Source organism: Micromonospora sp. A3M-1-15, from assembly GCF_024213425.1.
Taxonomy (GTDB): Bacteria; Actinomycetota; Actinomycetes; order Mycobacteriales; family Micromonosporaceae; genus Micromonospora; species Micromonospora chersina.
Window position 1 is genome coordinate 840,853 of sequence record NZ_JANAVK010000003.1, and the last position, 25,824, is coordinate 866,676.

General features: G+C 69.1%; 31 protein-coding genes and 1 pseudogene. 17 read left to right on the plus strand and 15 right to left on the minus strand.

The genetic code is table 11. From position 1 onward, the window contains the following. The first annotated feature begins 78 nt into the window (after window positions 1-78). The 3 genes from NLX85_RS19080 (at window position 79) to NLX85_RS19090 (ending at window position 3,249) form a co-directional block, all read left to right on the plus strand. Window positions 79-918, plus strand: a complete 840-nt coding sequence (locus tag NLX85_RS19080; RefSeq protein WP_254336973.1) for an alpha/beta fold hydrolase — start codon at window positions 79-81, stop codon at window positions 916-918. A 613-nt stretch (window positions 919-1,531) separates the two neighbouring features. Next, the gene (locus NLX85_RS19085) at window positions 1,532-2,158 is read left to right on the plus strand and encodes a DUF5317 family protein (protein ID WP_254336975.1); all 627 of its coding nucleotides are present in this window, start codon (window positions 1,532-1,534) and stop codon (window positions 2,156-2,158) included. A 326-nt stretch (window positions 2,159-2,484) separates the two neighbouring features. Then, window positions 2,485-3,249: an SDR family oxidoreductase gene (locus NLX85_RS19090; RefSeq protein ID WP_254336977.1), complete on the plus strand. Its 765-nt coding sequence runs from the start codon at window positions 2,485-2,487 to the stop codon at window positions 3,247-3,249. A gap of 73 nt (window positions 3,250-3,322) precedes the next feature. Here NLX85_RS19090 and NLX85_RS19095 read toward each other — a convergent pair whose 3' ends face one another. Beyond that, the gene (locus NLX85_RS19095) at window positions 3,323-4,216 is read right to left on the minus strand and encodes a LysR family transcriptional regulator (RefSeq protein ID WP_254336979.1); all 894 of its coding nucleotides are present in this window, start codon (window positions 4,214-4,216) and stop codon (window positions 3,323-3,325) included. 91 nt (window positions 4,217-4,307) lie between these two features. On the opposite strand from NLX85_RS19095, the gene NLX85_RS19100 reads away from it, so the two are divergent. Together NLX85_RS19100 and NLX85_RS19105 are read left to right on the plus strand one after the other, a co-directional pair. Then, complete coding sequence (locus tag NLX85_RS19100; RefSeq protein WP_254336981.1) at window positions 4,308-5,249, plus strand: DMT family transporter; 942 nt, start codon at window positions 4,308-4,310, stop codon at window positions 5,247-5,249. A gap of 183 nt (window positions 5,250-5,432) precedes the next feature. Further along, the gene (locus tag NLX85_RS19105; protein WP_254336983.1) at window positions 5,433-5,828 is read left to right on the plus strand and encodes a VOC family protein; all 396 of its coding nucleotides are present in this window, start codon (window positions 5,433-5,435) and stop codon (window positions 5,826-5,828) included. Window positions 5,829-5,920: 92 nt separating this feature from the next. On the opposite strand, the gene NLX85_RS19110 is transcribed toward NLX85_RS19105, so the two are convergent. From NLX85_RS19110 to NLX85_RS19130, 5 genes are all read right to left on the minus strand, one after another. Continuing rightward, on the minus strand, window positions 5,921-6,292 hold the full coding sequence (locus NLX85_RS19110) for a VOC family protein (protein WP_254336985.1): 372 nt from the start codon (window positions 6,290-6,292) through the stop codon (window positions 5,921-5,923). A gap of 135 nt (window positions 6,293-6,427) precedes the next feature. Continuing rightward, on the minus strand, window positions 6,428-7,405 hold the full coding sequence (locus tag NLX85_RS33475) for a tetratricopeptide repeat protein (protein ID WP_254336987.1): 978 nt from the start codon (window positions 7,403-7,405) through the stop codon (window positions 6,428-6,430). Window positions 7,406-7,512: 107 nt separating this feature from the next. Beyond that, complete coding sequence (locus NLX85_RS19120) at window positions 7,513-8,487, minus strand: Fic family protein (protein ID WP_254336989.1); 975 nt, start codon at window positions 8,485-8,487, stop codon at window positions 7,513-7,515. Window positions 8,488-8,509: 22 nt separating this feature from the next. Beyond that, window positions 8,510-9,670 (minus strand): hypothetical protein, encoded by a 1,161-nt coding sequence (locus tag NLX85_RS19125; protein WP_254336991.1) that lies wholly within the window; start codon window positions 9,668-9,670, stop codon window positions 8,510-8,512. Window positions 9,671-10,017: 347 nt separating this feature from the next. Then, window positions 10,018-10,512: a DinB family protein gene (locus NLX85_RS19130; RefSeq protein ID WP_254336993.1), complete on the minus strand. Its 495-nt coding sequence runs from the start codon at window positions 10,510-10,512 to the stop codon at window positions 10,018-10,020. 239 nt (window positions 10,513-10,751) lie between these two features. Here NLX85_RS19130 and NLX85_RS33480 point away from each other — a divergent pair, with 239 nt between their 5' ends. Next, entirely contained in the window at window positions 10,752-11,240 is a 489-nt protein-coding gene (locus NLX85_RS33480; RefSeq protein WP_254336995.1) for a heme-degrading domain-containing protein, read from the plus strand. A 58-nt stretch (window positions 11,241-11,298) separates the two neighbouring features. On the opposite strand, the gene NLX85_RS19140 is transcribed toward NLX85_RS33480, so the two are convergent. Next, on the minus strand, window positions 11,299-11,952 hold the full coding sequence (locus NLX85_RS19140; RefSeq protein WP_254336997.1) for a TetR/AcrR family transcriptional regulator C-terminal domain-containing protein: 654 nt from the start codon (window positions 11,950-11,952) through the stop codon (window positions 11,299-11,301). 47 nt (window positions 11,953-11,999) lie between these two features. On the opposite strand from NLX85_RS19140, the gene NLX85_RS19145 reads away from it, so the two are divergent. After that, a complete protein-coding gene (locus NLX85_RS19145) occupies window positions 12,000-12,236 on the plus strand; it encodes a hypothetical protein (protein WP_254336999.1) in 237 nt (78 codons plus the stop codon). Window positions 12,237-12,345: 109 nt separating this feature from the next. Then, window positions 12,346-12,855, plus strand: coding sequence for a DivIVA domain-containing protein (locus NLX85_RS33750; protein ID WP_374628109.1), 510 nt, complete (start codon window positions 12,346-12,348; stop codon window positions 12,853-12,855). A 34-nt stretch (window positions 12,856-12,889) separates the two neighbouring features. On the opposite strand, the gene NLX85_RS19155 is transcribed toward NLX85_RS33750, so the two are convergent. Together NLX85_RS19155 and NLX85_RS19160 are read right to left on the minus strand one after the other, a co-directional pair. Continuing rightward, window positions 12,890-13,399 (minus strand): hypothetical protein, encoded by a 510-nt coding sequence (locus tag NLX85_RS19155; protein WP_254337000.1) that lies wholly within the window; start codon window positions 13,397-13,399, stop codon window positions 12,890-12,892. 121 nt (window positions 13,400-13,520) lie between these two features. Beyond that, window positions 13,521-13,712: pseudogene (locus NLX85_RS19160) on the minus strand (IS256 family transposase); the annotation flags it as partial. Window positions 13,713-13,971: 259 nt separating this feature from the next. On the opposite strand from NLX85_RS19160, the gene NLX85_RS19165 reads away from it, so the two are divergent. From NLX85_RS19165 to NLX85_RS19180, 4 genes are all read left to right on the plus strand, one after another. Further along, entirely contained in the window at window positions 13,972-14,313 is a 342-nt protein-coding gene (locus tag NLX85_RS19165) for a CPCC family cysteine-rich protein (RefSeq protein WP_254337003.1), read from the plus strand. Between the two features lie 36 nt (window positions 14,314-14,349). Continuing rightward, entirely contained in the window at window positions 14,350-14,781 is a 432-nt protein-coding gene (locus NLX85_RS19170; protein WP_254337005.1) for a hypothetical protein, read from the plus strand. A gap of 201 nt (window positions 14,782-14,982) precedes the next feature. Continuing rightward, window positions 14,983-15,828, plus strand: a complete 846-nt coding sequence (locus NLX85_RS19175) for a GyrI-like domain-containing protein (RefSeq protein WP_254337007.1) — start codon at window positions 14,983-14,985, stop codon at window positions 15,826-15,828. Further along, a complete protein-coding gene (locus NLX85_RS19180) occupies window positions 15,825-16,814 on the plus strand; it encodes a BtrH N-terminal domain-containing protein (protein ID WP_254337009.1) in 990 nt (329 codons plus the stop codon). Before NLX85_RS19175 ends, NLX85_RS19180 begins: the two co-directional genes overlap by 4 nt. A gap of 123 nt (window positions 16,815-16,937) precedes the next feature. Here the strand turns inward: NLX85_RS19180 and NLX85_RS19185 are convergent, their stop codons facing one another. The 3 genes from NLX85_RS19185 to NLX85_RS19195 form a co-directional block, all read right to left on the minus strand. After that, window positions 16,938-17,543: a YdeI family protein gene (locus NLX85_RS19185; protein WP_254337011.1), complete on the minus strand. Its 606-nt coding sequence runs from the start codon at window positions 17,541-17,543 to the stop codon at window positions 16,938-16,940. Window positions 17,544-17,798: 255 nt separating this feature from the next. Then, complete coding sequence (locus NLX85_RS19190; RefSeq protein WP_254337013.1) at window positions 17,799-18,587, minus strand: maleylpyruvate isomerase family mycothiol-dependent enzyme; 789 nt, start codon at window positions 18,585-18,587, stop codon at window positions 17,799-17,801. 223 nt (window positions 18,588-18,810) lie between these two features. Then, a complete protein-coding gene (locus NLX85_RS19195; protein ID WP_254337015.1) occupies window positions 18,811-19,455 on the minus strand; it encodes a dihydrofolate reductase family protein in 645 nt (214 codons plus the stop codon). Window positions 19,456-19,528: 73 nt separating this feature from the next. On the opposite strand from NLX85_RS19195, the gene NLX85_RS19200 reads away from it, so the two are divergent. Next, the gene (locus NLX85_RS19200; protein ID WP_254337017.1) at window positions 19,529-20,056 is read left to right on the plus strand and encodes a helix-turn-helix domain-containing protein; all 528 of its coding nucleotides are present in this window, start codon (window positions 19,529-19,531) and stop codon (window positions 20,054-20,056) included. Between the two features lie 274 nt (window positions 20,057-20,330). On the opposite strand, the gene NLX85_RS19205 is transcribed toward NLX85_RS19200, so the two are convergent. Beyond that, window positions 20,331-20,993 (minus strand): Type 1 glutamine amidotransferase-like domain-containing protein, encoded by a 663-nt coding sequence (locus tag NLX85_RS19205; protein WP_254337019.1) that lies wholly within the window; start codon window positions 20,991-20,993, stop codon window positions 20,331-20,333. Window positions 20,994-21,568: 575 nt separating this feature from the next. Between NLX85_RS19205 and NLX85_RS19210 the strand changes: the two genes are divergently transcribed. Together NLX85_RS19210 and NLX85_RS19215 are read left to right on the plus strand one after the other, a co-directional pair. Further along, entirely contained in the window at window positions 21,569-22,147 is a 579-nt protein-coding gene (locus tag NLX85_RS19210; protein ID WP_254337021.1) for an alpha/beta fold hydrolase, read from the plus strand. A gap of 38 nt (window positions 22,148-22,185) precedes the next feature. Beyond that, window positions 22,186-22,722 (plus strand): alpha/beta hydrolase, encoded by a 537-nt coding sequence (locus tag NLX85_RS19215; protein ID WP_254337023.1) that lies wholly within the window; start codon window positions 22,186-22,188, stop codon window positions 22,720-22,722. Window positions 22,723-22,797: 75 nt separating this feature from the next. On the opposite strand, the gene NLX85_RS19220 is transcribed toward NLX85_RS19215, so the two are convergent. Then, window positions 22,798-23,154, minus strand: coding sequence for a hypothetical protein (locus tag NLX85_RS19220; protein ID WP_254337025.1), 357 nt, complete (start codon window positions 23,152-23,154; stop codon window positions 22,798-22,800). A 310-nt stretch (window positions 23,155-23,464) separates the two neighbouring features. On the opposite strand from NLX85_RS19220, the gene NLX85_RS19225 reads away from it, so the two are divergent. Continuing rightward, complete coding sequence (locus NLX85_RS19225) at window positions 23,465-24,178, plus strand: VOC family protein (protein WP_254337027.1); 714 nt, start codon at window positions 23,465-23,467, stop codon at window positions 24,176-24,178. Window positions 24,179-24,300: 122 nt separating this feature from the next. Here the strand turns inward: NLX85_RS19225 and NLX85_RS19230 are convergent, their stop codons facing one another. Beyond that, on the minus strand, window positions 24,301-24,996 hold the full coding sequence (locus tag NLX85_RS19230; RefSeq protein ID WP_254337029.1) for a YafY family protein: 696 nt from the start codon (window positions 24,994-24,996) through the stop codon (window positions 24,301-24,303). A 50-nt stretch (window positions 24,997-25,046) separates the two neighbouring features. On the opposite strand from NLX85_RS19230, the gene NLX85_RS19235 reads away from it, so the two are divergent. Further along, window positions 25,047-25,784, plus strand: a complete 738-nt coding sequence (locus NLX85_RS19235) for an alpha/beta fold hydrolase (protein ID WP_254337031.1) — start codon at window positions 25,047-25,049, stop codon at window positions 25,782-25,784. Window positions 25,785-25,824 lie beyond the last annotated feature (40 nt).

Sequence of the window (25,824 nt, forward strand, 5' to 3'; positions counted from 1 at the left end):
CCCCTGGAGGTTCCTGATGTCTCCGACGGTCCACTCGTTCCGCACGTCCGACGGCTTCATCCCGACGGCGGAGGCGTGATGACGACGGTCGAGGCCAATGGCGTCACGCTCGGAGTCGAGCACTTCGGCGACGCGGCGGCACCGCTCGTCCTGCTCGCGGGCGGCACGACCATGCTCTCCTGGCCCGACGCACTCTGCGAGGCGCTCGCGCACGGCGGGCGCCACGTCGTGCGGTACGACCTGCGCGATTCCGGCGCGTCGACCACCGTCGACCCCGAGGCTCCGGCGTACACGCTGCGCGATCTTGCCGCCGACGCCGCGGCGCTCGCCCGCGAACTCGACGACCGGCCGGCGCACCTGGCGGGCATCGGCGTCGGCGGGATGGTCGCCCAGGTCGCCGCGCTCGACCACCCGGGCGCGTTCTCGGCGCTCACCCTCGTCGGAACGCGGCCCGTCGCTCCGGGCCCGGTCGACGACGACCTGCCCGACCATGACGCGGCGACGATGGGCCGGCTGTTCTCACGATCGATGCCCGACTGGTCCGACCGCGCAGCGGTGGCCGAGTTCGCCGCCGGAAGCGCGGAGATTCTCGGCGACGACCCCGTCGCCGCGCGCGCGACCGCCGAGCGCAGATGGGACCGCACGCCGAGCACAGAACCCGCGGTGCAGATGGCCAATCATCTGGGCACGGTGTTCGCCAAGCTCGACTGCAAGCCCCGCTGGCGCGAGCGTCTGTCCGAGCTCGCGGTCCCGACGCTGGTGGTGCACGGTCGCCGCGATCCGTTCTTCCCGCTCGGCAACGGCGAAGCGCTCGCGCGCGAGATCCCTGGTGCGCGGCTGCTCGTGCTCGAACGGGCCGCGACGGCGATCCCCGACGCGGCCGCCGGTGAGGTCGCGGCGGCAATGCTCGCGCTCTAGGTGTACCCGGCCATCGCGTTGATCGGTGACGGGCAGCTGGTCGGCGAAAGCCCTCCGAGTACGGGTGACGTCGCTGAGCGTCTTACCGCTCAGGCGATGGCGTAAGGGGCTGGGCTCCCAGATTGGCGATGGCCCTCATGGCGTCGTTGCTCAGGCGATACCTGAACTCGGGGTCCTTCCAACGCTTCCTGTTCTTCACCCTGGGGTTGCCTGGTGCGAGAAGCGCGCAACGACCAGCGAACGTAGGCTGATGCGGCACCAGCTGCAGCCGAACGGGTCCCGATCGCTGTCGGCGTCGCCGAATCAGTTGATGTCTATCGACCCCTAGCGTTGACTCATGAAGCTGAGAATCGTCCTTACGTTGGCCGCACTCGCCACCCTGCTCTACGCCGTCGGCGCACCGCACGAGCACGGCGGCTGAGGTCGGTCGAGCATGAGAGGCCGCATCGCCCTGTTGCTCGTCGCACTCGCCACCCTGCTCTACGCCGTCGGCGCACCGCATCAGCACGGCGGCTGAGGTCGGTCGAGCATGAGAGCCCGCATCGCCCTGTTGCTCGTCGCGCTCGCCACCCTGCTCTACGCCGTCGGCGCACCGTACAACCACGGCGGCTAAATGTCCGTTTTCCTCTTCGGCCCCGTTCTCGTCGGTCTGGCCGCCGGGTACCTCACCGGCGGCCGGTTGCGGCACCTCGCCCGCCAGCCGCTGCGGGGCGTCTGGCTGCTGTACGCTGCCGCCGCCGGACAGCTGCTGGGCCACGTGCCGCCGAGCGGCCGCCTGCTCTCCCCGTCCGCACAACGATGGCTGACCGCTCTGGTGTTCAGCATGGTCGGCGCCGCGCTGCTGCTCAATCTGGCCCGCCTGTCCCTGCCGGCCCGCGCCGGCGTCGCCGCGATCCTCGCCGGGGCGGCATTGAACGCGGCCACCATCGTGCCCAACGGGCACATGCCGGTGGCACCAGCCGCTCTGGGCGAGATCGGGGGCGCTCCGACTGACACCAGCCTGGATCCGCACCACACCGTCAGCAGCGGGACGACCCGGATGGCGGCGCTCGGCGACGTCCTGCCCGTGCCTTGGCTGAACCTGGTGATCAGCATCGGCGACATCGTCGCCATGGTAGGTGTGGCTCTGCTCGTCGCCGCCCTCATGCACGAACATTCAGGCCGAGTGCCGGGTCGTCGGCGCGCACTGGACCGTGCCGGAGCCACGATCGACCCCCGTCCACCGGCTAGTAGGCCGTAGGGCGGCGCCGACACCCGGGCGGGCCGAACTGCTACACGTGAGGCCGCCCGAAGGAAGCGGACGACACGCGGCTGCATCCTGTCCGGGCCGCCGCACGAGGTCAGGCCGTCGGTGAGCGGCGCCTCGCACAGGTCGTTTGCGGGCCCGCGGCACGTCACCTCGCATAGTCTGAAGCTCTGAGTGAGGCGTCGGCACGGTGTGCCGATTCGCGGACAAGTAGAGCCATCCTTCGGGGCGCTCGCCGTTCAAGCCCGGTCACCGTCCAGGCAGCGCTCGTCACATGCGCGGCGGGTGACTCCCGCGCGGTTCGGAGACAGGAGCCAGACATGCGTGTGGCCGTCGCCGGCGCATCCGGCAACATCGGGTCCCTGACCGTGGCCGCCCTGCGCCGCCACGGCCACGATCCCGTCCCGATCAGCCGGTCGCAGGGTGTCGACCTGGTGGCCGGCACCGGGCTGGACGCGGCGTTGACCGGGGTGGACGCCGTCGTCGACGCGATCAGCGCGCCGGCGGCCGACCGCGAGGCCACCGTGGCCTACTTCGGCGCCGCCACCCGGAACCTCCTGAGGGCCGAGCAGGATGCGGGGGTACGGCATCACGTCCTGCTCTCCATCGTCGAGGTGCATCGCATCGCCGGAACCGCGCACTACTCGGGCAAGCGGGAGCAGGAGCGCCTGGTCTCGGCCAGCGAGGTGCCGTGGACCATCGTTCCCGTCACCCAGTTCTTCGACTTCGGCGCGACGGTGGCCACGTGGACCGAGAGTGACGGCACCGCCTTTATCGCGCCGCTGCTCATCCAGCCCATCGCCCCGGCTGACGTCGCGGAGGTGCTCGTGGAGGTGGCCGCCGGGCCGTCACAGGGACGCCACCGCGACGTGGCCGGGCCCGATCGTCACGATCTCGTGGACATGGCTCGCCGGACCCACCAGGCGCTCGGGCGCGAGATGAAGCTCGTTCCCACCTGGGAGGCGATCCTCGGTCCGGACATGGCGGGCAACGTGTTGCTGCCGGGACCGGACGCCCGCATCGCGCCCACGACCTTCGACGACTGGCTCGCGGAACAGGAGGCGGACCGGCCGCGACCGCGATAGCGACCGCCTTGCTCGGCGGGACGACCCCATCGATTCCAGGGACCGGGACAGAGGCGACCGAGGCAGCCCCTGCTCACGCCTTCGCGGCGTCCATGAGGGCGTCGATCAGCGCCCGCAGCGCGGGCTGATCGAGCGAGATCTCCCGGACCGCAGCGTAGATCGTCCGCACCGGCTCGGGGCGGCGGACCGGGCGGATGGTCACGCCCGGGTGGCGGGTGCTGAGTCCGAGTCGAGGGATCAGGCTGATGCCGAGGCCGGCCGCGACGAATCCCTGAGCCGTGGCGTAGTCCTCCGACTTGGCCACGAAGTCCGGGCTGAAGCCGGCCGCGGCGCAGGCGTCGGTGATGGGCTCCAGGCAGGGGCCCGGCGGTTCGCTGCCGACCCAGGGTTCGCCGGCGAGGTCGCCCAGGTCGATCACCCGTCGCCCGGCGAGCGGATGGTTGTTGGGCAGCACCGCCTGGTACGCGTCGTCGTGCAGGGGCATCACGCGGATGCCCGGTCGGCTCTCGTCGCTGGTCCGGCGGACCACGATGGCCAGGTCGGCGTGGCCTTGCTCCACGTCCGGCAGTGGATCGTTCGGATCCGTCAGCTTGGGGTCGATCGTCACGTCGGGGTGCTCGCGCCGGAGTCGGGCGAGGGCGGGCGCCAGCAGGGTCGGGCCGACCGAGGCGAAATAGCGGACCGTCAACCGGCCGGTACGTCCCGCGCGCAGGTCGGCCAGTGCGGTCTCGGCCTCGGCGACGTGTTGGCCGATGATGGCCGCGTGCTCGGTGAGCAGTCGTCCCGCCGCGGTGGGCTGCACGCCCCGGCCGACGCGTTCGAGCAGCGCGATCCCGGCCTCCCTCTCCAGTGCCGCCACCTGCTGGCTGACGGCGGACGGGGTGTAGCCCAGGTGCGCCGCGGCCGCGGTCACCGATCCGCTGGTGACCACCGCCCGCAGCACCTGCATCCGCCGCACGTCAAGCATGTAGCGAAGCTTAACGGAACTGCAGAACCTTTTGCTTGTCCTTCCAGGTTGGGTTCGGCACCGTTCATGAAGAGAGATCAAGGAGATCAACGTGAACGGTGTGGCGGGCAGGACATGGGCGTGGGCACGGGTGGGCGTGCTCGCCCTGCTGTGGGGATCGACCTTCCTGTGGATCGAGCTGGCCCTGGAGGCCCTGACGCCGGTGCAGGTCACCCTCAGTCGGTGCGTCCTCGGAACGGCCACCCTGCTGGTCGTATGCCTCGGCTCGGGTCGACGGCTGCCTCGGGATCGGGCGATCTGGGGTCACCTCGTCGTGGCCGCGTTCTTCTGCAACGCCCTGCCGTTCGCCCTGTTCAGCATCGGCCAGCAGACCGTCGACTCCGGGGTGGCCGGCGTGCTGAACGCGACGACCCCGCTGTGGTCCCTGCTCATCGGTATCGTCATCGGCTCCGAGCGCGGACTCCGGCCGGTCCGGCTGGGCGGACTCCTGCTCGGGTTCGCCGGGGTCGTGCTGATCTTCGCACCATGGCAGACGACCGGGCCGGTGGGCTGGGGCGCCCTCGCCATCGTCGCCGCAGCGGCGAGCTATGCCGTCGGCTTCGCGTACATGGGCCGCAACCTGGTTGGCAGGGGCGTCCCCACCATCTCGCTGTCCGCGGCGCAGCTCGTGGCGGCTACCGGCCTGACCTCGCTGACCCTGCCGGCCGGTGGCCTGACCTCGATCGAGATCGGCCCGAAGACCGCGATCGCCGTCGTGGTCCTGGGCGTTGTCGCTACCGGGATCACGTTCCACCTCACGTACCGGATCATCGCCGCCGAGGGCGCCACCAACGCCGCGACGGTCGGCTATCTGCTGCCGGTGGTCTCGGTGGCACTGGGGGCCATCGTGCTCGACGAGCCTTTCAGCCTCCGGGTCGCCGCCGGGATGGTGGTCGTACTCGTCGGGGTCGGCCTGACCCGCCGACAGAAGCCGTCCCCGTCGCCATCGGCGCCGGCGGACACCTCGCCATCGTTGAGCGTCCCGAGAGCCTGACACCCATTCCGGCGAAAAGGATCACGACCCAGCCGGCGTGGGAGCGTACATCCACATTCGCCCGATCGGGTCGAGGCTGACCCGACGTGAAGCCCCTGGGCTCCGCAATGTGATCTTCGCGGACCTGTCGGACGGGCGGCACGGCCAATACTCTGAGCCCCGTCCGCACTATCTGGGAGAGTCATGACGAGTAGGTTCACCGAGTTGATCGTTGACTGCCACGATCCGGAGAGACTCGCGGCCTTCTGGTGCGAGGTCCTGGACTTTACGGTGATCGACCGGAGCGAGGGCAAGGTCGAGATCGGCTCGTGGGTACCAACCGTCGAGGATGTTCGAGCCCGTCAGATGCCGCCCACCCTGCTGTTCGTCCAGGTACCTGAGGGCAAGACGGTGAAGAACCGGCTTCACCTCGACGTCAGCCCAATCGACGGCAGCACCGAGGACGAGGTGACCAGATTACTTGGCCTCGGCGCCACCAAGACGGATGTGGGCCAGGGCTCGGACCGAAACTGGGTGGTCATGGCTGACCCGGAGGGCAACGAGTTCGACGTCCTACGTACCCTGGCGCCGCAGACCTAGCCACGAGCGGCACCCGCACCCCGTCACACACGCAACCGTCACGTTGCCGAGAAGACCTCAGTGCATTGCCAGGGGTTGTCCTGGGCCGTCGATCAGCCGTTGGGGCGTGACTCGATCGCCTGCAGCGACCACCTGTTGCCGTCGGGATCGCCGAAGTAGACGAAGTTGCCCCATGGCTGCACCTCGACCTCACTGGCATCGACGCCGGCGTCGAGGAGCTGCCGGCGCGCCGCCTCGGCGTCGGCGACCACGACCTGGATTTCCTGCGTGCCGGGAGTCTTTTCGGTGATGCCGTCGCCGATCACGATGGAGCAGGCCGAGCCGGGTGGTGTCAGCTGGACGAACCGCAGGCCCTCGTGCACCTTGTGATCGTGGTCGGCGTTGAAGCCCACCTTCTCGTAGAACGCCTTGGCCCGGTCCACATCGGTCACCGGAACGGGGATGAGTTCAATCTTCCAGTCCATGGACCCACCGTAGGACGGGGGTACGACCCTTCGGGCTCACCACACCATCCGTGGCGGAAGTGCGCACCTGAGCATGGCCACTGCGGCACCGGCCGTCGGCGGTCGACGCGCCGCCGGGCAGGTCGGCGACCCGGGTCAGTCGCGGACCTGGAACCGGCGGGCTGCCGCTACCCGATCAGCCGGGAAATCCAGGGCGCCCATGGCGTGATCGATCAGCGCGCTCCGGTATCCCGCATGGGGTACCTTCGGCGCCAACTCCAGCAACAGGTCCAGGTCCGTGAGCGAGCCCTCGGCGCGCGCCCGGTACGCGGCGCCTGCCGCCCTCAGTGTGACGTCCTCCGGCTCATGCTGAACGCCCTGGCGTACCAGGTCGGCGGCCCGGGCGAAGTCACCGTCCTCCGCCGCCAGATCGGCAAGATCGACATAGAGCGACCAGTTCGTCGGGTCCAGCTCCAGCGCCCGCCGGAACGCCGCGGCTGTGCGCCGCCGGTCACCGAGACGGCGCCAGGTCCCGGCGCGGACGACCTCGGTGAACATGACCCGACTGACGGAGTCCGCACGGTCGCACAGGGCGAATGACGCATCCGTACGCCCGCAGACCCGCAGCAGGATCGCCATACGGGCCATCGCCTCCGCCACCGGCTCCCGGTCGCACACCACGTCGATGGCTCGGAACCACGGCCCCATGCGGTCCCTCGCCGCATCGTCGTCCAGCTCGGGACCGTAGTCGGTGATGTTCAGGGTTGCGTCGGCGAGCCCAGCGGCCGTCACTGCCGCGAGGAATCGCTCGTCGCCGAACCAGGGCGCGGACGCCCAGGCCACGTCGGGGCGGTAACCGGTCACCGAGCCCAGCCTCTGCGCGGCCTGATCCATGTCACCGTCGAGGAAGCACAGGTACGCGCCGGCCACGAACTGCCAGAGGCTGCTCGGCGCCGCGACGGTGCGCGTCACCTCCTCCGGTGACTCCTGACGCAGCTCGGCGAGCAGTTCGTACGGCTCCGGATCGTCCGGGGCCTGCGCGATCGCCTGGGCGAGGTACGCCACCGCCTCGCCGGGTGCGCCGCCGCAGTGCGCCATGACCCGCGCGATTGCGAGTGATCCGGACTTCGACACGCCCGGCACGCTACCGGGAGCGGAAGCGGATCATCGTGGCGGGATGCGCTCCTGTCGGAGGTAGGCATCGCGGCAGGGCCAGGAGTGGAAGCACCTGGCCGACCGGTCTATCTGCCGCGCGCGCCTGCGGCAGATCCGCGCATCCGACCTTGGCCAACCGGTGCCGCGAGACGTGCAATTAGGGTCTGCGCATGGGGGATGACATCGTTCTGCGGCTCGACCGCGCAACCGCCGAAGATCTGTACGTCGCGCTGTACGAGGCCGGAGAGCACATCGCGGCCGGCGCAGCCATCACTCCGCCCACCGCCGAGGAGGTCGAGCGCCTGGGCAGCCTTCTGCGGGACCTGGGCCACACCCTTGGCCGTCGTTGCTCCCCGTACTGCAACCACCTCTAGTTGGTTGGGGTCGCGCGTGCTCACCGGCAGAAGCGCGCCCCGCCCTGACCTTGACCGAGTTCCGCTGGCATCGGCGATCTTCGGCTTGCTGTTCGCCCGCAGCCAGCGGCGATGGGTGGCCGTGGCGATGCCGTGGACCAGTCGAGCCAGGTCCGCTGCTCCCTCGGCGTCGTCGGCCCGGCGGACCGTCGTGAGGATCGGCGCGACCTCGTCGAGTTCGACGCGCTCGCGCAGCAGCACGAACTGGAGCACCAGCCCGGCCAGACGAGCGTTGCCGTCGTCGTACGGGTGGAAGAAGGCGACGTCGAGGTAGGCCCGGGCGGCCCGGGCCGGCACCGGTGTGTCCCGGTCGGCGGTCTCCGCCAGACATGAGGCGAACCGGTGCTCGGTGTCGGCGTGCAGCCCGTACCGTTCCCGGCCGTTCTTCGCGTACGCCGGTGCCCGGCGGAACGCCGCGACCGGGACACCACGGATGATGCGGTTCCAGCGGGCTGGTAGGTCCGGGGTGAGGTCGGCGCCGGCGGCGGCTTCGAGCCGCACGTCGTCGTACGCGGTCAGCAGCCGGCTCAGCCGTTGCGGGCTACGCCCGGCGGGTCGGCAGGCGAACCCGACGAAGCCGTCACGGATCGCCGGCACCGGCGTCTTCGGGTGCGGGACGACATCCCGCCAGCCGACGGTGTCCCGCACCCGCTGCCACACCGCCAAATGATCAGGCGTGGTCAACGGCCACCCGCCGGGCCAGGTCCTCGGCCACCGACTCCACGACCGTTCTCGGCGGCTCCACCCAACTGTTGAAGCGGCCGGCGACCGCGTGTTCGAGCAGTTCCTTCCGGCGGGTGGACTCGATGCCGGCGGCGTCGAGAAACCAGCCGAGCACTGTCATGCAGCAGTGGTACCAGCCAGACTCGTACTGCGTGCGATCACCGACCGCAGTCACCAGGTGAGCAACCGCGCGTTCCCATCCGTCCAGGTCGTCGGCGGGGAGGGGTAGGAACCGGTCGAACCGCTCCGCCAGATCGTCCAGCCAGTCGCGCCACTCCGTCAGGGCCGCGGAGATCGTGGTCGCTGTCGCCTCCGGCGTGGTGACCGAGTGCGAGAAGCAGCACCAGGAACCGACCGGGCCACCATCAAGGTCGCCCTCGCCGACCGACCAGCGCCAGCCCACCGCCCACGGCCCGTACCGGTCGACGAGCCCGGCCGACACGTTCTCCAGCCACAGGTCCATGAGACGCCAGTCGGCCTCGTGTGACGGGAGTTCGAACGCCGCGAGCAGATCGTCCACCACCCCCGGAACTGTGTCCGGAGCGAAGGTCCGATCCGCGGGATCGGTGTCCGCCCAGCCCAACCGACTCGGATGGGGCAGACGGCGGTCCTGGTGCGTCGTGTAGATGGTGATCCGGCCATTGCCCTGAACAGCCCGCCAGGCCGGCGGTTCGCCCGTACCGTCCGCCGCCGGGGCCCCCTCGGCGAAGCGGTCGTAGGCATCGGTGGCGAGTTCAACCAGTAGTTCGTGCCAGGCCACCACGGCGTCGGCGAGGCGGGTCAGCGTCTCGTCCGGTGTCGTCACCGGAGGGCGTTCCGCCCGCCAGACGGGAATGACGCCGCGGTCCTGGTAGTCCTCCATCGCGACGGTGTACCACCAGCCCACCACCCAGTCCCCCAGGTGCGCGACCAGCGCCTCGGTCATCCGGTCGTACCAGAAGTCGATGAGCCGCCAGTCGGTGCCGGCGGGCGGGACCTCGGCGGCCGGCGGCAGCACCCGCACCAGCTCCGCGACACCGGCCGAGTCGAACGCGGGCCGCGCGGCGGGATCGACGTCCCTCCAGGTGAGTCTCCAGAGCTCGGGAAGATCGACTCGATCAGTTGTCACACTGGGCCTTCCGTATGGCAGCCGCCCAGCCTAACGGCTCCACCCTCCTGCTCGCCGCCCCGTCATCGACGAAAGCCGCGTTCGTTCGGCGATCCTGGGTCTTCCATGATCGCTCGCCCAGGCCTGCACCTCACCGACCGCGGCGTCCTCCTCAAGGGGCGAGACATCCGCTCATCGGCACGTCCGGAAGGCCACCGGGCCAGCTCGGCGTGACGCTGGGTAGCGCGGATCGCGGCAGATCCGTGCGTTCCTCACCGTCACTTGGCCGAACCTTCGGGCCGGTGGCCTCCGAGCGCCCGACGAGGTTGCGTAGCACCGGACGCCGCGCAACCCCGAGTCGCGACCTCTCACCGGCCGGTGGCACCGTCGATAAGCTCCCGCAGGATGTCGGCGTGACCGGCATGCCGGACGGTCTCACTTGTCATGTGGGCGAGCACCCAGCGAAGCGTACGAGGCGCGTCACCGACGGGCTGCGTGGTGAGGACGTCGGGGCCAGCGGCTGCGATGATGTGGGCGTCGCTTTCGGCGATCGCAGTCCGGTAGCGGGCAATGATCTGATCTGGGGACCGGCCTGGCTCGACCGCCATGTCGAAGTCCACGTCGGCGTAGCGCGGGTCGCCGGCGAACGTGTAGCCGAACCAGTACCGTTCGGCGTCGGTCAGGTGCTGGACCAGGCCCAGCAGTGTGGTGTCGGAGGCGACCAGGCGGCGCCGCAGCTGCTCCTCGTTCAAGCCGGCGACCTTCTTCAGTACGCATGATCGAGCGAAGGACAAAAAGGCGAGGGCGGTGTCGAGCTCGCCACCGTCGTTGCGCGGCACGGCTTCGCGTTGCGATTCGATCATGGCCCGACTTTACGCCCTTGTCCTGCCGCGGAAGGCAGGCGCGGACGTCGTCCGAGCGGTTCCGACCCGACGCACGCTCATCGGCACGAGCGGACGCGGACGGGGGCGCGGTCAGCGGCAGAAGCGCATGCCGGCATGGCCCCGATCTGCTGGTGGACGTACGGCACGATGAACGTTCCGCTCGCCGGCTCTTCCTCTGCTTAGATCGTTCTGACGATCGAGGAAGGGAACGGTACGCCGTGACGCCGGAGCTTCGGGAGCAGGAAGAACGCCTCCAGTTCGACCGCTTTGACCATGACGACGCCTGGGCCTTGGGAACTCGCCTGGTCGGGCTGGCCAGAGAGCGCGGCCACGCTGTCACCGTCGACATCCGCCTCGGCGACCACCAACTTTTCCACTACGCACTGCACGGCACCTCCGCCGACAACGACGACTGGATCGAACGTAAGATCCGCGTGGTCCGCCGGTTCGGACACAGCTCCTACCTCGTGGGCCAGACCTACCGCGACCGCGGCACCACTTTCGAGGAAAAATCCCACCTCGAACCGGCCCTGTACGCCGCGCACGGCGGCTGCTTCCCGATCATCCTCAGGGGCACCGGACCGGTCGGCACCGTCACCGTCTCCGGACTGCCCCAACTCGACGACCACCGCCTCGTCGTCGAGGCCCTCGAACTCTTCCTGAACTCCAAGGGCTCCGAAAAGGGCGCGTCGTCTCGTGAACGGTAGGCCAGCATCTCGATGAGCCCACTGGTACCGGATCCGTTGCCACGGAGCGGATGATCGGTCAGGAGGTGGCCCCGGCTGTCACCGCGGCGCCCGCGATGACCACCTCCAGACAGTCGCGGAACAGGTCGTCCACGGTGCGGCCGGGCTCGAAGTAGTCGGCGATCGCGGCCACCGCGGTCGGGTGCTGTTCGGCGAATGTGGCCATGTCGAAGTTCTTCAGCGCTTCCGCGTCCGGGCGGGGGGCTTGTTCCTCGAGGACGTGGCCGACCGTGAAGCGCTCGACGGTCAGGACGATCACGCGGGCCTGTCGCAACGGGATGCCGCGCGCCACCAGGGTGCTCATTGCCAGTTCGGAGATCGCCGCCATGGTGCGGGACAGCTGAGCGGCGGAGATGACCCGGGCACCGTCCGGATGGGCGAGCAGCGCCCGGCGCAACTGCCGGGCGAGGCTACTCAACCAGTCCTGCCAGTGTTGATCCGGCTCGGGCGGTGACAGGTGGCCGAACTCCTGGTCGAGGATCGCGTCGGCAATCGCGGTGACCAGGGCCGCCTTGTTGGGCAGATGCCAGTAAAGCGTCGGCGATTGCACACCCAGCCGCGCGGCGAGCTTGCGGGTCGTCACGCCGTCGAGACCCTCGGCATCCAGCAGGGCGACGGCCTCGGCGACGATCCGCTGTCGGTCTAGCGCCAATTCGGTACCTCCCAGCGGCACTCTATCAGTGATAGAGTTTCTCTATCAGTGATAGAGAGGAGAGGGCGATGACAACCGAACGCTCGTTGCGCGGCCTGCTGCACGGGGTGACGCATCGCATTCCGGGGGTTCCTGCGCATGTCGAACGGTCGGCCGGACACCAGGGCACGGTGGCCCACGGCCGCGCCCTGCGCCGGAGTGGCGCCGCGGCTCGCCCGTCGCTGAACCACCGACCCGCCCGCCCTCCCCGGGTCATGCCGGCCTGGCAGCGACGAATCGCGGCGGTTTTCGGCCGGGAGCTGTGATGAAAGCGGTCGGGAGCGTCGACAAGCGCACCGCGTCGGAGGATCGGCCGGCTTGACGCGTTCTTCATGCTGGAGCGGAGGCCCATGCCCGCCCACGCCAGGAGGACCGATGCGCAAGCCGGCCAAGACCGCATCCGCACTCTTCGGGCTCGGTGTCGGCGCGGCGGTCGGTGCGTCCCTCGGGCCGGCGGCCGTCTGGCCCGGCGTCGCTGTCGCCGCGCTCGGCGTCGCGCTCTCCCTGATCGGTACGACGGAATCCGATCTCGTGGGGGACGACCTGGTCGACCGCGACGGGGAGCCTGGGGCGGCAGGCGACGGGACGACCGCAGGAACGGCGGTCGTTGCGGTACGACGACGACGGGACCGGCAGCGGCCAACCCTCAGCGGCCTGGGCACCCGGGTGGAACAGATTCTCCACCTGGCCGAGGAACAGGCCGACCATCACCGCGCCGAGGCGCGGCGCGAGTCCGAGGGGATCGTGACCGCCGCCCGGCGGGAGGCGGAGGCGATCCTGAACCGGGCGCACGAACAGGCGGCCGGGATCACCGGCACCCTCCCGGGTCGGCTGCCGGCACCGCCCAGTCGGGCGCCGTTACCGGACGAGGAGCCGCGCGCCTGACGGAGACCATCGAGGTCCGTTCTGGGCCAGTTGGTCAGGCTGGCGGATCGTCCCGAAAGAGATGCTCTTTCACACCGCGGCCGCGCCAGCGGGTCGCAGCGAGTTCGGGACGAGGGCGGGTCGGCTTGGGCACCCAGCCGTGTTGTCTGGTGTCGGGCGCGGGGCTATCCCAGTCGGCGATCAGCGCAAAAGGAACCGTGGCGCGATCAGGCTCACCGTCAAACGGCTCCCGGACGACCATCGCTGGGTAGAAGCGCGTCTCCTGAGCCACCCTGCACTCATCCGTCCGGGAGGCGACCAGGGCGCCGCAGTCTTCGCAAGCCACACACGGGTTCCACCCCACCACTGACCAGCAGCCCGTGCGAACAAGGTTGTGGACGAAGCGTGTTCCGCGTACGTCGCCGGGTGAGAGCACGAAGGTGCCGACGACCTGATCGCGACCATGCGCGGCCTCGTCGATCGCATAGGTGCCGGGCTCGAGGAGCGGCGGGTTCACGTGATGGCAATCCAGGAGCGACCAGTGCGGCTCCGCCGGCAGCTCCACCAACCGGACTGGGACGCTCAGCGTGTTCTCGCAGCTCGCACACCGAAAGCCCTCCACCGCGGCAGTGTGACATTCGGGCCAGGCGGGGCTGTCTCGGTAACGGTGTTTCCGGCGATCTTGGTTAGTAGGTTTCAGCGGCCGGGAAGCGGTCGCTGAAGGTGATGGCGAAGGCGTTCAACGCGGGTTTCCAGCGCATCGTCCATCGGGTTCGGCCTGCTCCGGTGGGGTCCAGGGACCGGGTCACCAGGTACAGACACTTCAACGCGGCCTGCTCGTTCGGGAAGTGGCTGCACTCGCCCCGGGCAGAGCAGGCGTAGCGCAGCAGAGCGAGCTGAGTGCCGATGAGGCATGCTCGTCGGTATGGCCGAGCGGCGGCCCACCGGCGTTGAGTCACGCTGCGTAACGCGCGGCTCGCGGCATGAGCGCGCACCACCGCGACCCGATCGGCGGAAGGTGCCTGAGCGGACAGCGGGCCGGAGGTGCCTCATGAGGACCGCGCGTGTTGAGGGGTGAGCCGTCGCCGAGGCGATCGAAGCAGCTGGCACCTCACCGGTGTCGGGCACACTGATCGCATGGACCTCCCGTACCCGTGTGTCTGTTGCGGCTACCGAACGTTGGGGGAGCCGCCGGGCTCACACGAAATCTGTCAGGTGTGCCGGTGGGAGGACGATGTTTACCAGTTGCGTTGGCCGTACCGGGCGCGAGGTGCGAACAAACCCTCGTTGATCGACGCGCAACGCAACTTCGGCAGGTACGGCGCCTGCGACGAGCACAGCCTCGACGAGGACCGAGCCGACCCGGCCGACTACAGCCGAGAACCGCACTGGCGGACGATCGACCTTCAGCGGGATCGTTTCGAGCCTGCCGGTGGCGCCCTGGCGGCATGGCCGGACGATCGGACCGTCCTGTACTGATGGCGCCGGCGCAGGGGCCAGTTCTGGTGGGAGGACATGCAGGCTGTCGAACCGCCGGTGGACGACGCCGACCTGACCGCCTTCGCCGAGGCAGTCCGCGCGGTCGCAGCTGTGGCAACCCCCGCCGACCCGGACAACCTCTCCGGTATGGCGATCGACTTCGACCACTACCTCGCCCAGTGCCCTTCGATCCGGGAGGTGACCGTGACGACAGCCCCCGACCGGGCACCGCAGATCACGGCTGCCTGTCTCGCCGAGCCAGCGACATCTCCGGTCCGTATCGCGCAGGAGGTCGAGCAGATCTGGCTACGCGACCTGCGATACCGCCACTGGGAGGTCCACCGGCTTCGCACCACTCCGACCTCCGTCGAACTCGAGGTTGCCACCCGCGTCGATGAAGACGGTTACTACATCACGGGGCTGATCATGGTGCAGTGGTCGCCGGCTTGGGGCGAGGACCGCTCCTGAACTCCAATGGTGCGTGTTCGAAGTCGACAGGTTGTTCTCGTGGCCTGGACCTGCAGTGGCGGGGTCCTGGACGGACTGTCGCGCCCCTTCGTGGCTGGCAGGGGCGTTCGGTGATGAATGTGTTCCTGCTCCGCGCGGCAGAGGACCGGACCGGGAGTTGACCCTCTCCCAGAGGGAGGGTCGAGGCTGTTGGAGGCGCCGGTGACGGGATTGATGTCGATCGGGGTGTTCGCGCGGGCGACCCGGTTGTCCGTTCGAGTGCTGCGTAACTATGACCAGCTGGGTCTGCTCGTCCCAGCATGGGTCGATCCGATGACCGGCTACCGGCGGTACAGCGTCGACCAGTTCGCCCGTGCGGGGCTGGTCCGACGGCTGCGAGAGTTGGAGGTGCCGTTGCCCGAGATCGCCGAGATCCTGTCGGCCGATACCCCGGAGCAGGCAGGCGACGTCATCGAGCGGCACCGGGAACGCGTGGCCGCGCGGGCGGCCCGGCTCGACGAGATCGCCGCTCGGTTGGGCACCGTGCTGGCCGAGCCGGGCTGGCTGCACGTGTACGAGCGGTGGCGCGACGCTCAGCCCACCGCCCGCACGCTGGTGCGTGCCCCGCTGAGCGAGCTGGCCGAGGCGCTGGGGCCCGGGTTCGCGCGGCTGCTCGCCGGCCTCGCCGAGCAGGGCATCGCCCCGACGGGGCCGGCCGGGGCCCGCTACCTCATCGACGACCTCGACGCGGCCGAGCTGGAGGTGGAGTTGTTCGCCCCGGTGGCGCGCCCGCCCCGGCCGACTGCGGCGATCACACCCGGGCAGCTGCCGGGCTGTCTGCTCGCCGCGACCGTTCACGAGGGCGGCTACGACGACATCGAGGCCGCCTACCGATCGCTGGGGCGGTGGATCACCGAGCAGGCGCGGGTGCTGGCGGGCCCGGCCGAGGAGCGCTACCTCGTCCCGCCCACGCCCGGCGCACCCCCGACCAAGCTCCGCACGGAGATCGCCTGGCCGGTCCGACCCCCGTCCGACCTGTCCCGGCCAGCAGACAAGGAGACCAAGTGATCATCGAGGACGTGGCGTTCCCCGCCGGTCGGCACTGCGAGACCACCACGCTCGCGGCCCTGCTGCACCACCAGGGCCTCGAGCTGTCCGAGCCCATGCTGTTCGGTCTCGGCGAAGGTCTGGGCTTCGTCTACTGGGATGCCAAGAGCATGGACTTTCCGTTCCTGGGCGGCCGTACCAAGCCGTCCATGGTCACGCGGACCGTGGCCGACCGGCTGGGCCTGACGCTGCACATCCAGGAGACCGCCTCGCCCCGCCGGGCCTGGCAGAACGTCGCCGCCGCTCTCGACGCCGGACGCCCGGTCGGCCTACAGCTGGACTGCTACCACCTCGACTACTTCACCACGCGGGTCCATTTCGGGGGCCATTTCGTCGCGATGTACGGCTACGACGACACCCAGGCCTATCTGATCGACACGGCCCAGCAGGGCGGCGCCGTGACGACCACGCTGACGAACCTGGAGCGGGCCCGCAACGAACGCGGACCGATGACCGCCCGCAACCTCTCCTACACCATCACCGGCCGCGCTGGCCGGCCCGAGCTGGGCGACGCCATTCGGGCGGCAGTCCGCAGCAACGCAGACGCCTTCCTCAACCCACCCATCGCCAACCTCGGCCACCGCGGCATCGGCAAGGCGGCCCGACAGGTACTGCGGTGGCTCGACCGCTCCAGCGACCCGTCCCGCGATCTCCCGCTGGCCGCGGCGCTGATGGAACGCGGCGGGACCGGCGGCGCGCTGTTCCGCACCATGTACCGCGACTTCCTCGCCGAATGCGCCACGATCGTCGACGACGACAACCTCCGCCTCGGTCACCGGCTGTACGCCGAGATCGCCCCCCTGTGGACTGACGTCGCCCACCAGATCACCGCCGCCGGAGAAACCGGCGACCCAGCCCATCTGACCCGCGCCTCGGCAGTCCTCACCGAACTCGCAGACCGGGAACGCCACGCCATGCAGGTCCTGGCCAGCGTCCGCACCGACTGACCACCTCGACGATCGCCACTCCTACACCCGCTCGAACGCGCTCAGATCCGCAGCGTCCGACGGTAGCGGCCTGGTAGGCGCACGCCGGCGGGAAGAGCCTGCCCACGATCATGAAAATGCCGATTAGGGCAGGTCGGCAGGCTTGGCCTTCTGCGGGTGGATGGTCTCGTGACGGGCCAGCATGGCGACGAATTCGGCGATCTTCCGCTCGCGGGTCTCCGCCCGTTTGACGGCATTGACGCGGTGGATGAGGGAGAACCGGTTGGTTTTGGTGAGTACGTCGAACATCGCCTGGGCGGCGGGTTCGGCGGCGATGGCGGCCAGCAGGTCGGCCGGCACCTCGGCTTCCGACGGCGGGGCGTAGGCGGCCACCCAGCGCCCGTCCGCCTTCGCGGCCTCCACCGCGGCGCGGCCCGGGGGCAGCATCCGCCCCTGCGCCTCCAGCCGGGCCACGTGGGCGACGTTGCGTTGTGACCAGGAGCTGCGGGGTCTGCGAGGGGTGAACCGGATCCAGGAGGTTTCCTGATCCCGCTTACGGGCCTGCCCGTCGATCCAGCCGAAACACAGGGCCTCGTCGACCGCCTGCTGCCAGGTCAGCGTCGTGACTGTGCCGCCCTTCCTGGTCAGGGCGAGCCAGACCCCGGGCGACGTGGCGTGGTTGGCCGACAACCACGCCCGCAGCGCGTCGGCGTCCGCGACGATCAACTCATCCAGTTCTGCGCTCCCCATGGGTGGCAGGCTATCGCTGGACCCCGACACTCAGGACCTGCGCAACCCGGTGGGCCAGGCCGGTGCCAGCGCTGCCGAGGACACGTCAGAAGAAGAGCACGCACTCCGCGGCCAAATCCGTAACGAGACACCCGACAACGCCGGCACCGATCCTGGCGGCAGTCCGCCCAGAACCGCCAGACGTGACACTCACAGCTCCGTAGGTTCCCAAGACCGTGTCCAAGCCGTCCGGCACCGTCCGCAAAGGGATCGTTGTTACACGGACGGGTCCCAGGCGATGAGCTGATCGAAGATGCGACGGTCGCCTTCGAGCTTCAGGGAATCCAGCGGTATGCGGCCGTAGAACATCAGGACCAGGTCACTGGCCGTGCCCCGGGCGGAGGCGTCGGCCGTGTCCGGGGCCCCGCCGGCAGCGGGCTCGCCGAGGCGGGCGACCCGAGCCCCGTCGCGGGAGAGCCGGAGGCGCCAGGAGCGGCCCTCGGTGGCGTGGTATTCGACGACAGCGGGTTGGTGTGGCCAGGCGACCGTCGTTGCACAGAGGGTGAACTGGCAGTCGTCGAAACCGTCGAGGGCGACCTCTTCTGGTAGCGGCTGCGGGGCACCCACGGTGAGCTGAACGTCGTAGGTGTGCACCGCGATCTCGGGGACCTGTCGCCGCGCCCAGGCACCGGAGGTTTGCGGTGACGGCGAGTCATCCCACCACGTCCAACAACCGCGGTCCGGGCCGGCCTCACGCAGCACGCTCGTCAGTTGCTCGATGGACTCGGTCCACCAGGCCAGCAGTGCCTCGCGTTCCCGAGGCGCACCCATGTCGTCATCCCAAGCCGACTTCTCCGGGGGCGCGTCTGCAGGCCCTGCGGCGACGATGGCGGCTGCTTTGCGGCGGCCCATGCCCACGTGTTGCACGAGATCGAACAGCGTCCGCCCGGGATGGGTCGGAACCTGCATGTCGAGGCTGGGCGCCGCGGCGACCGCGGCGCCGAAGGCGGTCGATCGTTCGTCAATGAGCCGCAGCTGATCAGAGAACGTCAAAGTCTTGTGCACTGCGGCTTTCTACCAGTGTGCTCCGACGACCGGACAGCGATTTTCGCAGCCGACGCGGCGGGTGCCGCGGCACCGGCGCGCCAGGGTTCCACCTGCCGTGACCTGCACCGTCACGATGAGAATCCTTGCCCGCCGTGTGGCTTACCCCCTTGCTCACCCTGCCGTGGGTTGATGATGCGTTGGGCCGCTCAACCGCCATGTCTCTGCGATCGGGGGTCGGCGGTCATCGTCTCCAGAACAGGAGGTGAGTGATTCCGCTGGGGCTCGGCACTGACTCAAGGTGGAAGCGGTCGAGAAGGTCGGTGTGGCTGTCCCACAGCCGCTCACCTCGGCCGAGGTCGACGGGCGCGACGGCGATGTGCATCGTGTCGACCAGGTCGGCCTCGATGAACTCGCGGATGGTGGCGACTCCACCACCGAGGCGCACGTCCCGACCACCGGCGGCCTGCTTGGCGTGTTCCAGCGCCTCGGCCGGGCTCGCATTGAGGAAATGGAATGTGGTGTCGGACAGGGTGAACGACGGTCGTTCGTAGTGGGTGAGCACGAAGACCGGCGTGTGGAACGGTGGGTTGTCGCCCCACCATCCCTGCCAGTCGTGGTTCTCCCAGGGCCCGCGCTGGGGGCCGAACTTGTTTCGTCCCATGATCTCCGCGCCGATGTTGTGGTCGTAGTCGCGGGTCATGTAGTCGTCCAGGCCGCGAGTGCCGCCGGGTTCGGTGCGGTAGACGAAGCTGGCGGTAGCGGCACGCCAGGAGAACAGGGGGGTGGGGTCGGCATGGCCGAAGGGCCGCTCCAGGCTCTGCCCCTCACCGGTACCGAACCCGTCACGCGATATGCAGAAGCTCTGCACCCTTAGCAGCTGCGGCACGAATCCTCCTTGGTAGCCACGGAGAAGTTCCGGTTGCAGCTTGCAACCGGTGATACGGTACTACACTGGTTGCGTGCCGCAATCAGTAGGGGTTGGTCGCCTGCCCGTACCCGACGGAAGGTCCGGGTGCCCGATCAATCTGACCGTCGAGCTCCTGGGCGACCGATGGAGCTTGGTCGTGCTACGGGATGTCATGTTCGGCGGCCACAGGCACTTCCGCGAGCTCCTCACGAACTCGATCGAAGGCATCGCCTCGAACATCCTCGCCAGCCGCCTGTCCAAGCTCGTGGACGCGGGCCTGCTCAGTCGGCACGAGGACCCGACCCACCGACAGAAGATCGACTACCGCCTCACCGAGGCAGCGATCGAACTCGTTCCGCTCATGGCGCATCTCGGCGCCTGGGGCTCCCGATGGCTCCCCACCTCACCCGAGCTATCGATCCGCGCCCAACTACTCGCCGACGGCGGTCCTGAAATGTGGCAGAGGTTCATGGACGAACTCCGCGGCATACACCTCCAAGGCCGTCCGCAACCTGCCGACGGAGTTCTCGCCGAACTGACTCTGGCCTACGAACGCGCTCGGGCACGCGCATCGGCATGACGGGGCGTTGATCGCCGTTTGGTGCCGTCCAGACGACTGAATCCTGTCGCACATCCCCTGGCAGAGCTACGTCGCACACCAGTTGTCGGGTCACAGCGGGCCTCGGCGGTTGAACTCCGTCGGCTGATGGGCAACACACGTCTGTCAACTGCGACAGGCGCGCGGATCGCGGCAATCCGAGAGCGCACGCGACCTGCGACATGGGCCGGCGTTCTTGGAAGTGCGGCACGTCGACGGGCCGCGTCCACCGACGCGACGTCACCGATGCCGGCGCCTATGACCCGAACCTCTTCCATTGCCCTTCGGAGACCACCTCGACCGAGCCGTCGACGACCTTGATGGCCGTCTGTTCGTCGATGGCGTAGGCCGGGACACCGACTTCGGCGGCCCACCGCTCTGCGTCGGCCAGGGTGTTTGTTGGGAAAGCGTCCAGGTGCGGGAAGATCGAGAAGTCGACGACTCCCAGGGTGCGGTCGTCCGGCGCGGACGGCCACTCCACGAAGTACGTTCCGATCCGCGGCGTCATCACCATGCTTCCGGCACTCACTCCCACCCAGACCGTGTCGGGCAGCGATGGCAGCAGATCGGCCAGCCCGGACTCCCGCATCCAGTGGCACAGGTACGTCGCGTCGCCGCCGTCGACCAGGAGAACGTCGACCTCCCGGACCCAGGGGACCCATCGCTCCGCGCCGATGCTGGGCAGTGCGGTGAGCTCGAGGACACCGAGCGACGCCCAGCCCAGGCCGGACAGGTGTCGAAACACGGGCTCGGCGGCCACGAAGCCCCGCACCGATTTCGGACCGCACATCGGGTGACCCCACTGTGCCGTCGGGACGCACAGGGCGTGGCATTCGGCGATCGGCTTGCCGAGGAGCTGCACGAGCGCCGATTGGATGCTCGGGTTCGTGACGCCGCCTGACGTCAGCAAGAGCTTCAAGGTGCCTCCAGATTCGCGCGCGGAGGGTGCATGTGCATGAAGACTCGGGACCGTGCTGGAACTCATCGGAGGTCGAGCAACCTCTTCAGAGGTCCCTCAGGTCGCCTGGTGCGATTGCCCACCAATCCTCCACCGGTCCTACCCGCACAGCACGTGCACCCGATCGACGGACGCAGGATGCCCGTTGAGGATTTCACGGTTGCGAACGACCGCACCCCCGCTGAGATCGCCACGGAGATTCTTGCCCGAGCGGGGTGGGCCGGGCAATCGATGTGCCTGCCGGGCCCGACACACCTTTCGGAGCTCCGGGCGACCTGACCGACGAGACCCACACGAGACGGCATTTTTCCCGAGCGCACGGTCTACCCTCGACGACAGTCCGTCTGGTGAGCGTCCATGGGAACGCGCAGCCAGCTGGCCACCGCACGCACTCATCGGCCGGACGCCGACCGAGCGGCGTGACGTCACGTGTGGCGCTTCGCACGGCTGGAACGGTCAAGGTGGGTCGCCGGGGCCTCGCGCGGGCGGGCAGCCGGCATCGAACTGGATCATCACGAGGGCGAAGGTGAATCGTCATGGCGGGGACCCGGCAGATCCTGTTCATCCAGGGCGGCGGCGCGGGCGTGCACGATGAATGGGACGACAAGCTGTGCGACAGCCTGAGGCGGGAACTCGGGAACGGGTACGAGGTCCGCTACCCGCACATGCCGGACGAGGACGACCCGAGCTACGCCAGGTGGAGCGCGGCCATCCGGCGTGAGATGGCCGCCCTGGACGGCGGCGCGGTCGCCGTCGGCCATTCGGTGGGCGCGACGATCCTCGTCAACGCACTCGCCGAGCGGCCACCGGAGCAGGAGCTCAGGGCGATCGTGCTGGTCGCCGCCCCGTTCGTCGGTGCGGGCGGCTGGCCCGGCGACGAGTTCGAGCTACCGCACGACCTCGGCGCGAGGCTGCCACAAGGCGTGCCGGTGCATGTGTTTCATGGGCTCCGGGACGAGACTGCCCCACCGTCGCATGCCGACCTGTACGCCCGCGCCATCCCGCACGCACAGCTGCACCTGCTGCCCGGGCGCGATCACCAGCTGAACAACGACCTGAGCGAGGTGGCGAAGGCGATCAGCACTGACGACCTCGGATCCGTTACCCAGGAATAGCCTCGGCTGGCGACGCTGTCCTGGATAAGGTCGTCCGCATGGCTGACGCTGTCGTAATCCCGGGCGGTAGGTTCGGACCGGGTGCTCCCCTGCTGATGTATGCCGGCGATGTGGCGGAGCAGCGGGGCGCAACGGTGCATCGACACTCGTGGTCCCAGGAGTTCCCGAGGCCCGATCAGCCAGAGATCGAGAGCTGGGTTGCCGGGGAGATCGCTCCGCGAATCGACGCCGTTGGCGGTCGCCCGCTGCTGATCGGCAAGTCGCTCGGCACGAATGCGGCAGCGATCGCCGCCGAAAGGTCCCTGCCCGCCGTGTGGCTCACGCCCTTGCTCACTCTGCCGTGGGTGGCTGATGCGTTGGGCCGTGCGACCGCTCCGTTCCTGCTCGTGGGTGGCACCGCCGACAAAGTGTGGGACGGTGACACGGCTCGCCGCCTGTCACCCCATGTGCTGGAGGTGGAGGGCGCGGATCACGGCATGTACGTACCCGGCCCGCTTACCGAGTCGATCGCAGTGCTCAGCCGAGTCGTGGTCGCCGTGGAGGAGTTCCTCGACGCGATCCGCTGGCCGAGCTAGCCCTCAGCTGCTACCTGGTTCCGGGCATGCCCCGCCGCCTGCCACCTTCGGGGTCGCGGCGACGCGCAGCCGATGTCACGTCGCCCGGCCTTCGTCACGGGCGTACCCAAGAACCTCGTGAAGCCAGTGATCGAAGTACCGGTCCAGCGCCGCGTCGTCCGCAAGGTCCAGAGCCAGCCACTCTTGAGCCGCACGAACCATCTCCAGGTTCGCCTCCTGCTCTTCCTCCGGGTTGAGTTCCACCCAGCCAGTGAGCGCCGCCCACTGGAGGTACAGACTGATTCTCAGCGCGTCGTCGACCTCTGGAGGCCCCAACTCACCCCAGAGGTCCACCGCAGCCTCGTAGGCACGGTCGGCAACCAGGATCCGTCTGAGCAACTGGTTGATCTCGTGCAAGTCAAGCTCGGTGCCTTCGATGTAGCTGCTGGTCACGCTCCGAGCGTTCCACTCGGCCCCAGCTCTGGCAAAGGTCCGGACTGCTGTCGGTCGGCGTCTGCCAGTGCGGGCGACCTGCTCGTCTCGTCGCTCCGCGTCGACGTGCTCAACCGGTCGTAATGCCCGAAACGCCTGCGGCCGGCGGCCGAGCCTGCCCCTCCTGCGCTCATGACAGCTGCGCACCCTGCTTACCGGCCCGTGGATGGCCCACGACCGCCTTGGGATAGGAGAAGATCCGGAAGGCTGGCCAGAGTTGGCGCCGGCAAGTGCTTGACTCTGACGCTGCCCGAGACTCGATGCTGTTGCGGTGAGCACGGATCACCTGTTGAGCATCGGCGGCTTCGCCATCGTCTCTGGCCTGTCCATCACGGCGCTGCGGCATTACGACGAGGTCGGCGTCCTGCTGCCCGCCTGGGTGGATCCAGTCACCGGGTACCGCCGCTACCGGCCGGAACAGGCTCAACAGGCCCGACTGATCCGCGCTCTGCGCCAGCTCGAAATGCCCGTCGAGTCCATTCGGCAGGTGGTTGAGGACCCGTCCGGACCGACCGCTGCCGCCCTCCTCCGGAAGCATCGCGACCACCTGGCGCAACGAGTTGATGTCCTGACGGAGCTGGTCCGAGAGGCGGACCGGTACATCAAGGGAGGAGTCGGCATGCCCGCACTGAAGGGTTCACGCATCGTGCAAGCGACGATCAACGCCACCGACCGAGCGGAGTCGATCGAGTTCTACCGGAGGGCCTTCGGCGCCACCTTCAACGAGGAGATCGGATCGTTCGAGTTCGGCACGTGGCCGAACGAGGAGTTCTTCCTCCTGACGATCGCCGACGAGCAGAACCATCCCGGACCGGCCGGGCCGGCGCGGTTCGGACTGCTCGTTGAGGATGTCGATTCCGCCCATCAGCGGGCGCTCGACGGTGGAGCGAACGAGGTGTACCCGCCCGTGGAGCGGCCGTGGAAGCCGCGGTCATCCTGCCTGATCGACCCGAGCGGCAACTACATCGACCTCTACCAGAGCTGACCCCCAAGGCTCGATGTCGGCAGGAAAGCGGCAGCTCCGGGAGGCTGAGCGGATCTCCTCGTCGGTCAGGGTGTGGCGTCGGTCGACCGCGGTAGCGGACCGGTCGGCGATGGCGGATGGCGTCACAGTTCGGCGACGGCTTCGGCGGTGGCGGGCGGTGCGCCAACCGCTTGGACAGGGATACGAGCGGCGGGCCGGGTCGTCACGTGCGCGGCGCTGACACGGTCGAGGCGGAGCCAGCGGATCGCTTGACGAGTGTGGCAGTGCCCGACGAGGTACCAGTGTCCTCGGGTGCGGGCCAGGAGCACGGGATCGAGTTGTCGGGTGGTGGCCGTGCCATGCCGGTCGTGGTAGTCCACGACGAGGACGCGTTGTGTGTGCATTGCTTGCTCGATCGCGCGGCGAGTCCGGGCGTCGCCGGGCGTGTCGGTGTGGTCGATCCAGATACGACCGTTCAGCGCGGTGGCGTCTTCTCGCGCGCGGGCGTCCATCACGCTGAGCACCTTCACGAGGGCCGCACGGGCGTGGCTGTCGAACGGCTGGCCGCGGTGCGCGGCCACGGCGGCGGCGAGGCCGGAGACCTCGGCGTCGGTGAAGTTCACCGGCGGCAGGGTCGCGGCGGCGTCAACGACGTAGCCACCACCGGGTCCGGGTCGAGCCCGGACCGGGAAGCCGCCCTGTTGCAAAGTCGAGATGTCTCGCTTGATCGTGCGGATGCTGACCTCGAAGACCTCGGCGAGCCGTTCCGCCGAGCGCCCGGTGGGTCCCGCGCGCCGCAGTTCCTCACGCACGGCGTAGAGACGATCGGTGCGATTCATCCAAGAGATAGTGACATACCGGTGACATCGCCGGAGGTGACGATGGTGTCATGAGCACTGCACGCGACCCGATCATGTTCCTCAGCGGTGCCGGGCTTCCCGCCTGGATCTGGGATGACGTCCGCCGCGACCTCGGCGAAGGGCAGCACACCTGCGTCGCTTCCCGACCGCAGGGCGACCGGCCCCGGCTGCGCGACTACGCCCAGGTGGTCATCGACTCCGCACCGCCTGGTGGATTCGTGATCGTCGCGCACTCGGCCGGCGGTGTGATCGGCGCCGAAGTCGCGCGGCTCGCGCCCGAACGCGTCAGCGCGTTCCTGGCGATCAGTGCCGTGATCCCGCAGCCGGGACAATCGTTCCTGTCAGCGATGCCGGTGCCGAACCGGTGGGTGCTCAATGCTGCGATGCGAGTCGCCGGCACCCGGCCGCCGGACTCGGCGATCAGACGTGGCCTCGCCCATGGTCTGGACGAGGAGATCGCCGACCGCATCATCGCCGCCTTCACACCCGAGTCACCCGCCCTCTACCGAGACCGGACCGCTCACCGGTCGTGGAGCGGGTGGCGCGGCTACCTGCGCACCACCGACGACCATGAGCTGCCGATGGCGCTGCAACAGCGCTGTGCCCAGCGACTCGGCGCCGCCTGGCAGGACGACCTGGACACGGGGCACCTACCGATGCTCGAAGACCACCGAGCCGTCGCGGCGGCAATCACGCGCTTCCTCGGTGCACGGCCGTCACACCGAGATCCATCGACGTCCCGCCCGGCACGACCGTTGTCGTGGTGACTGGGCAACCATCTTGACGGCTGCCGTCCGTGTCCGTGCC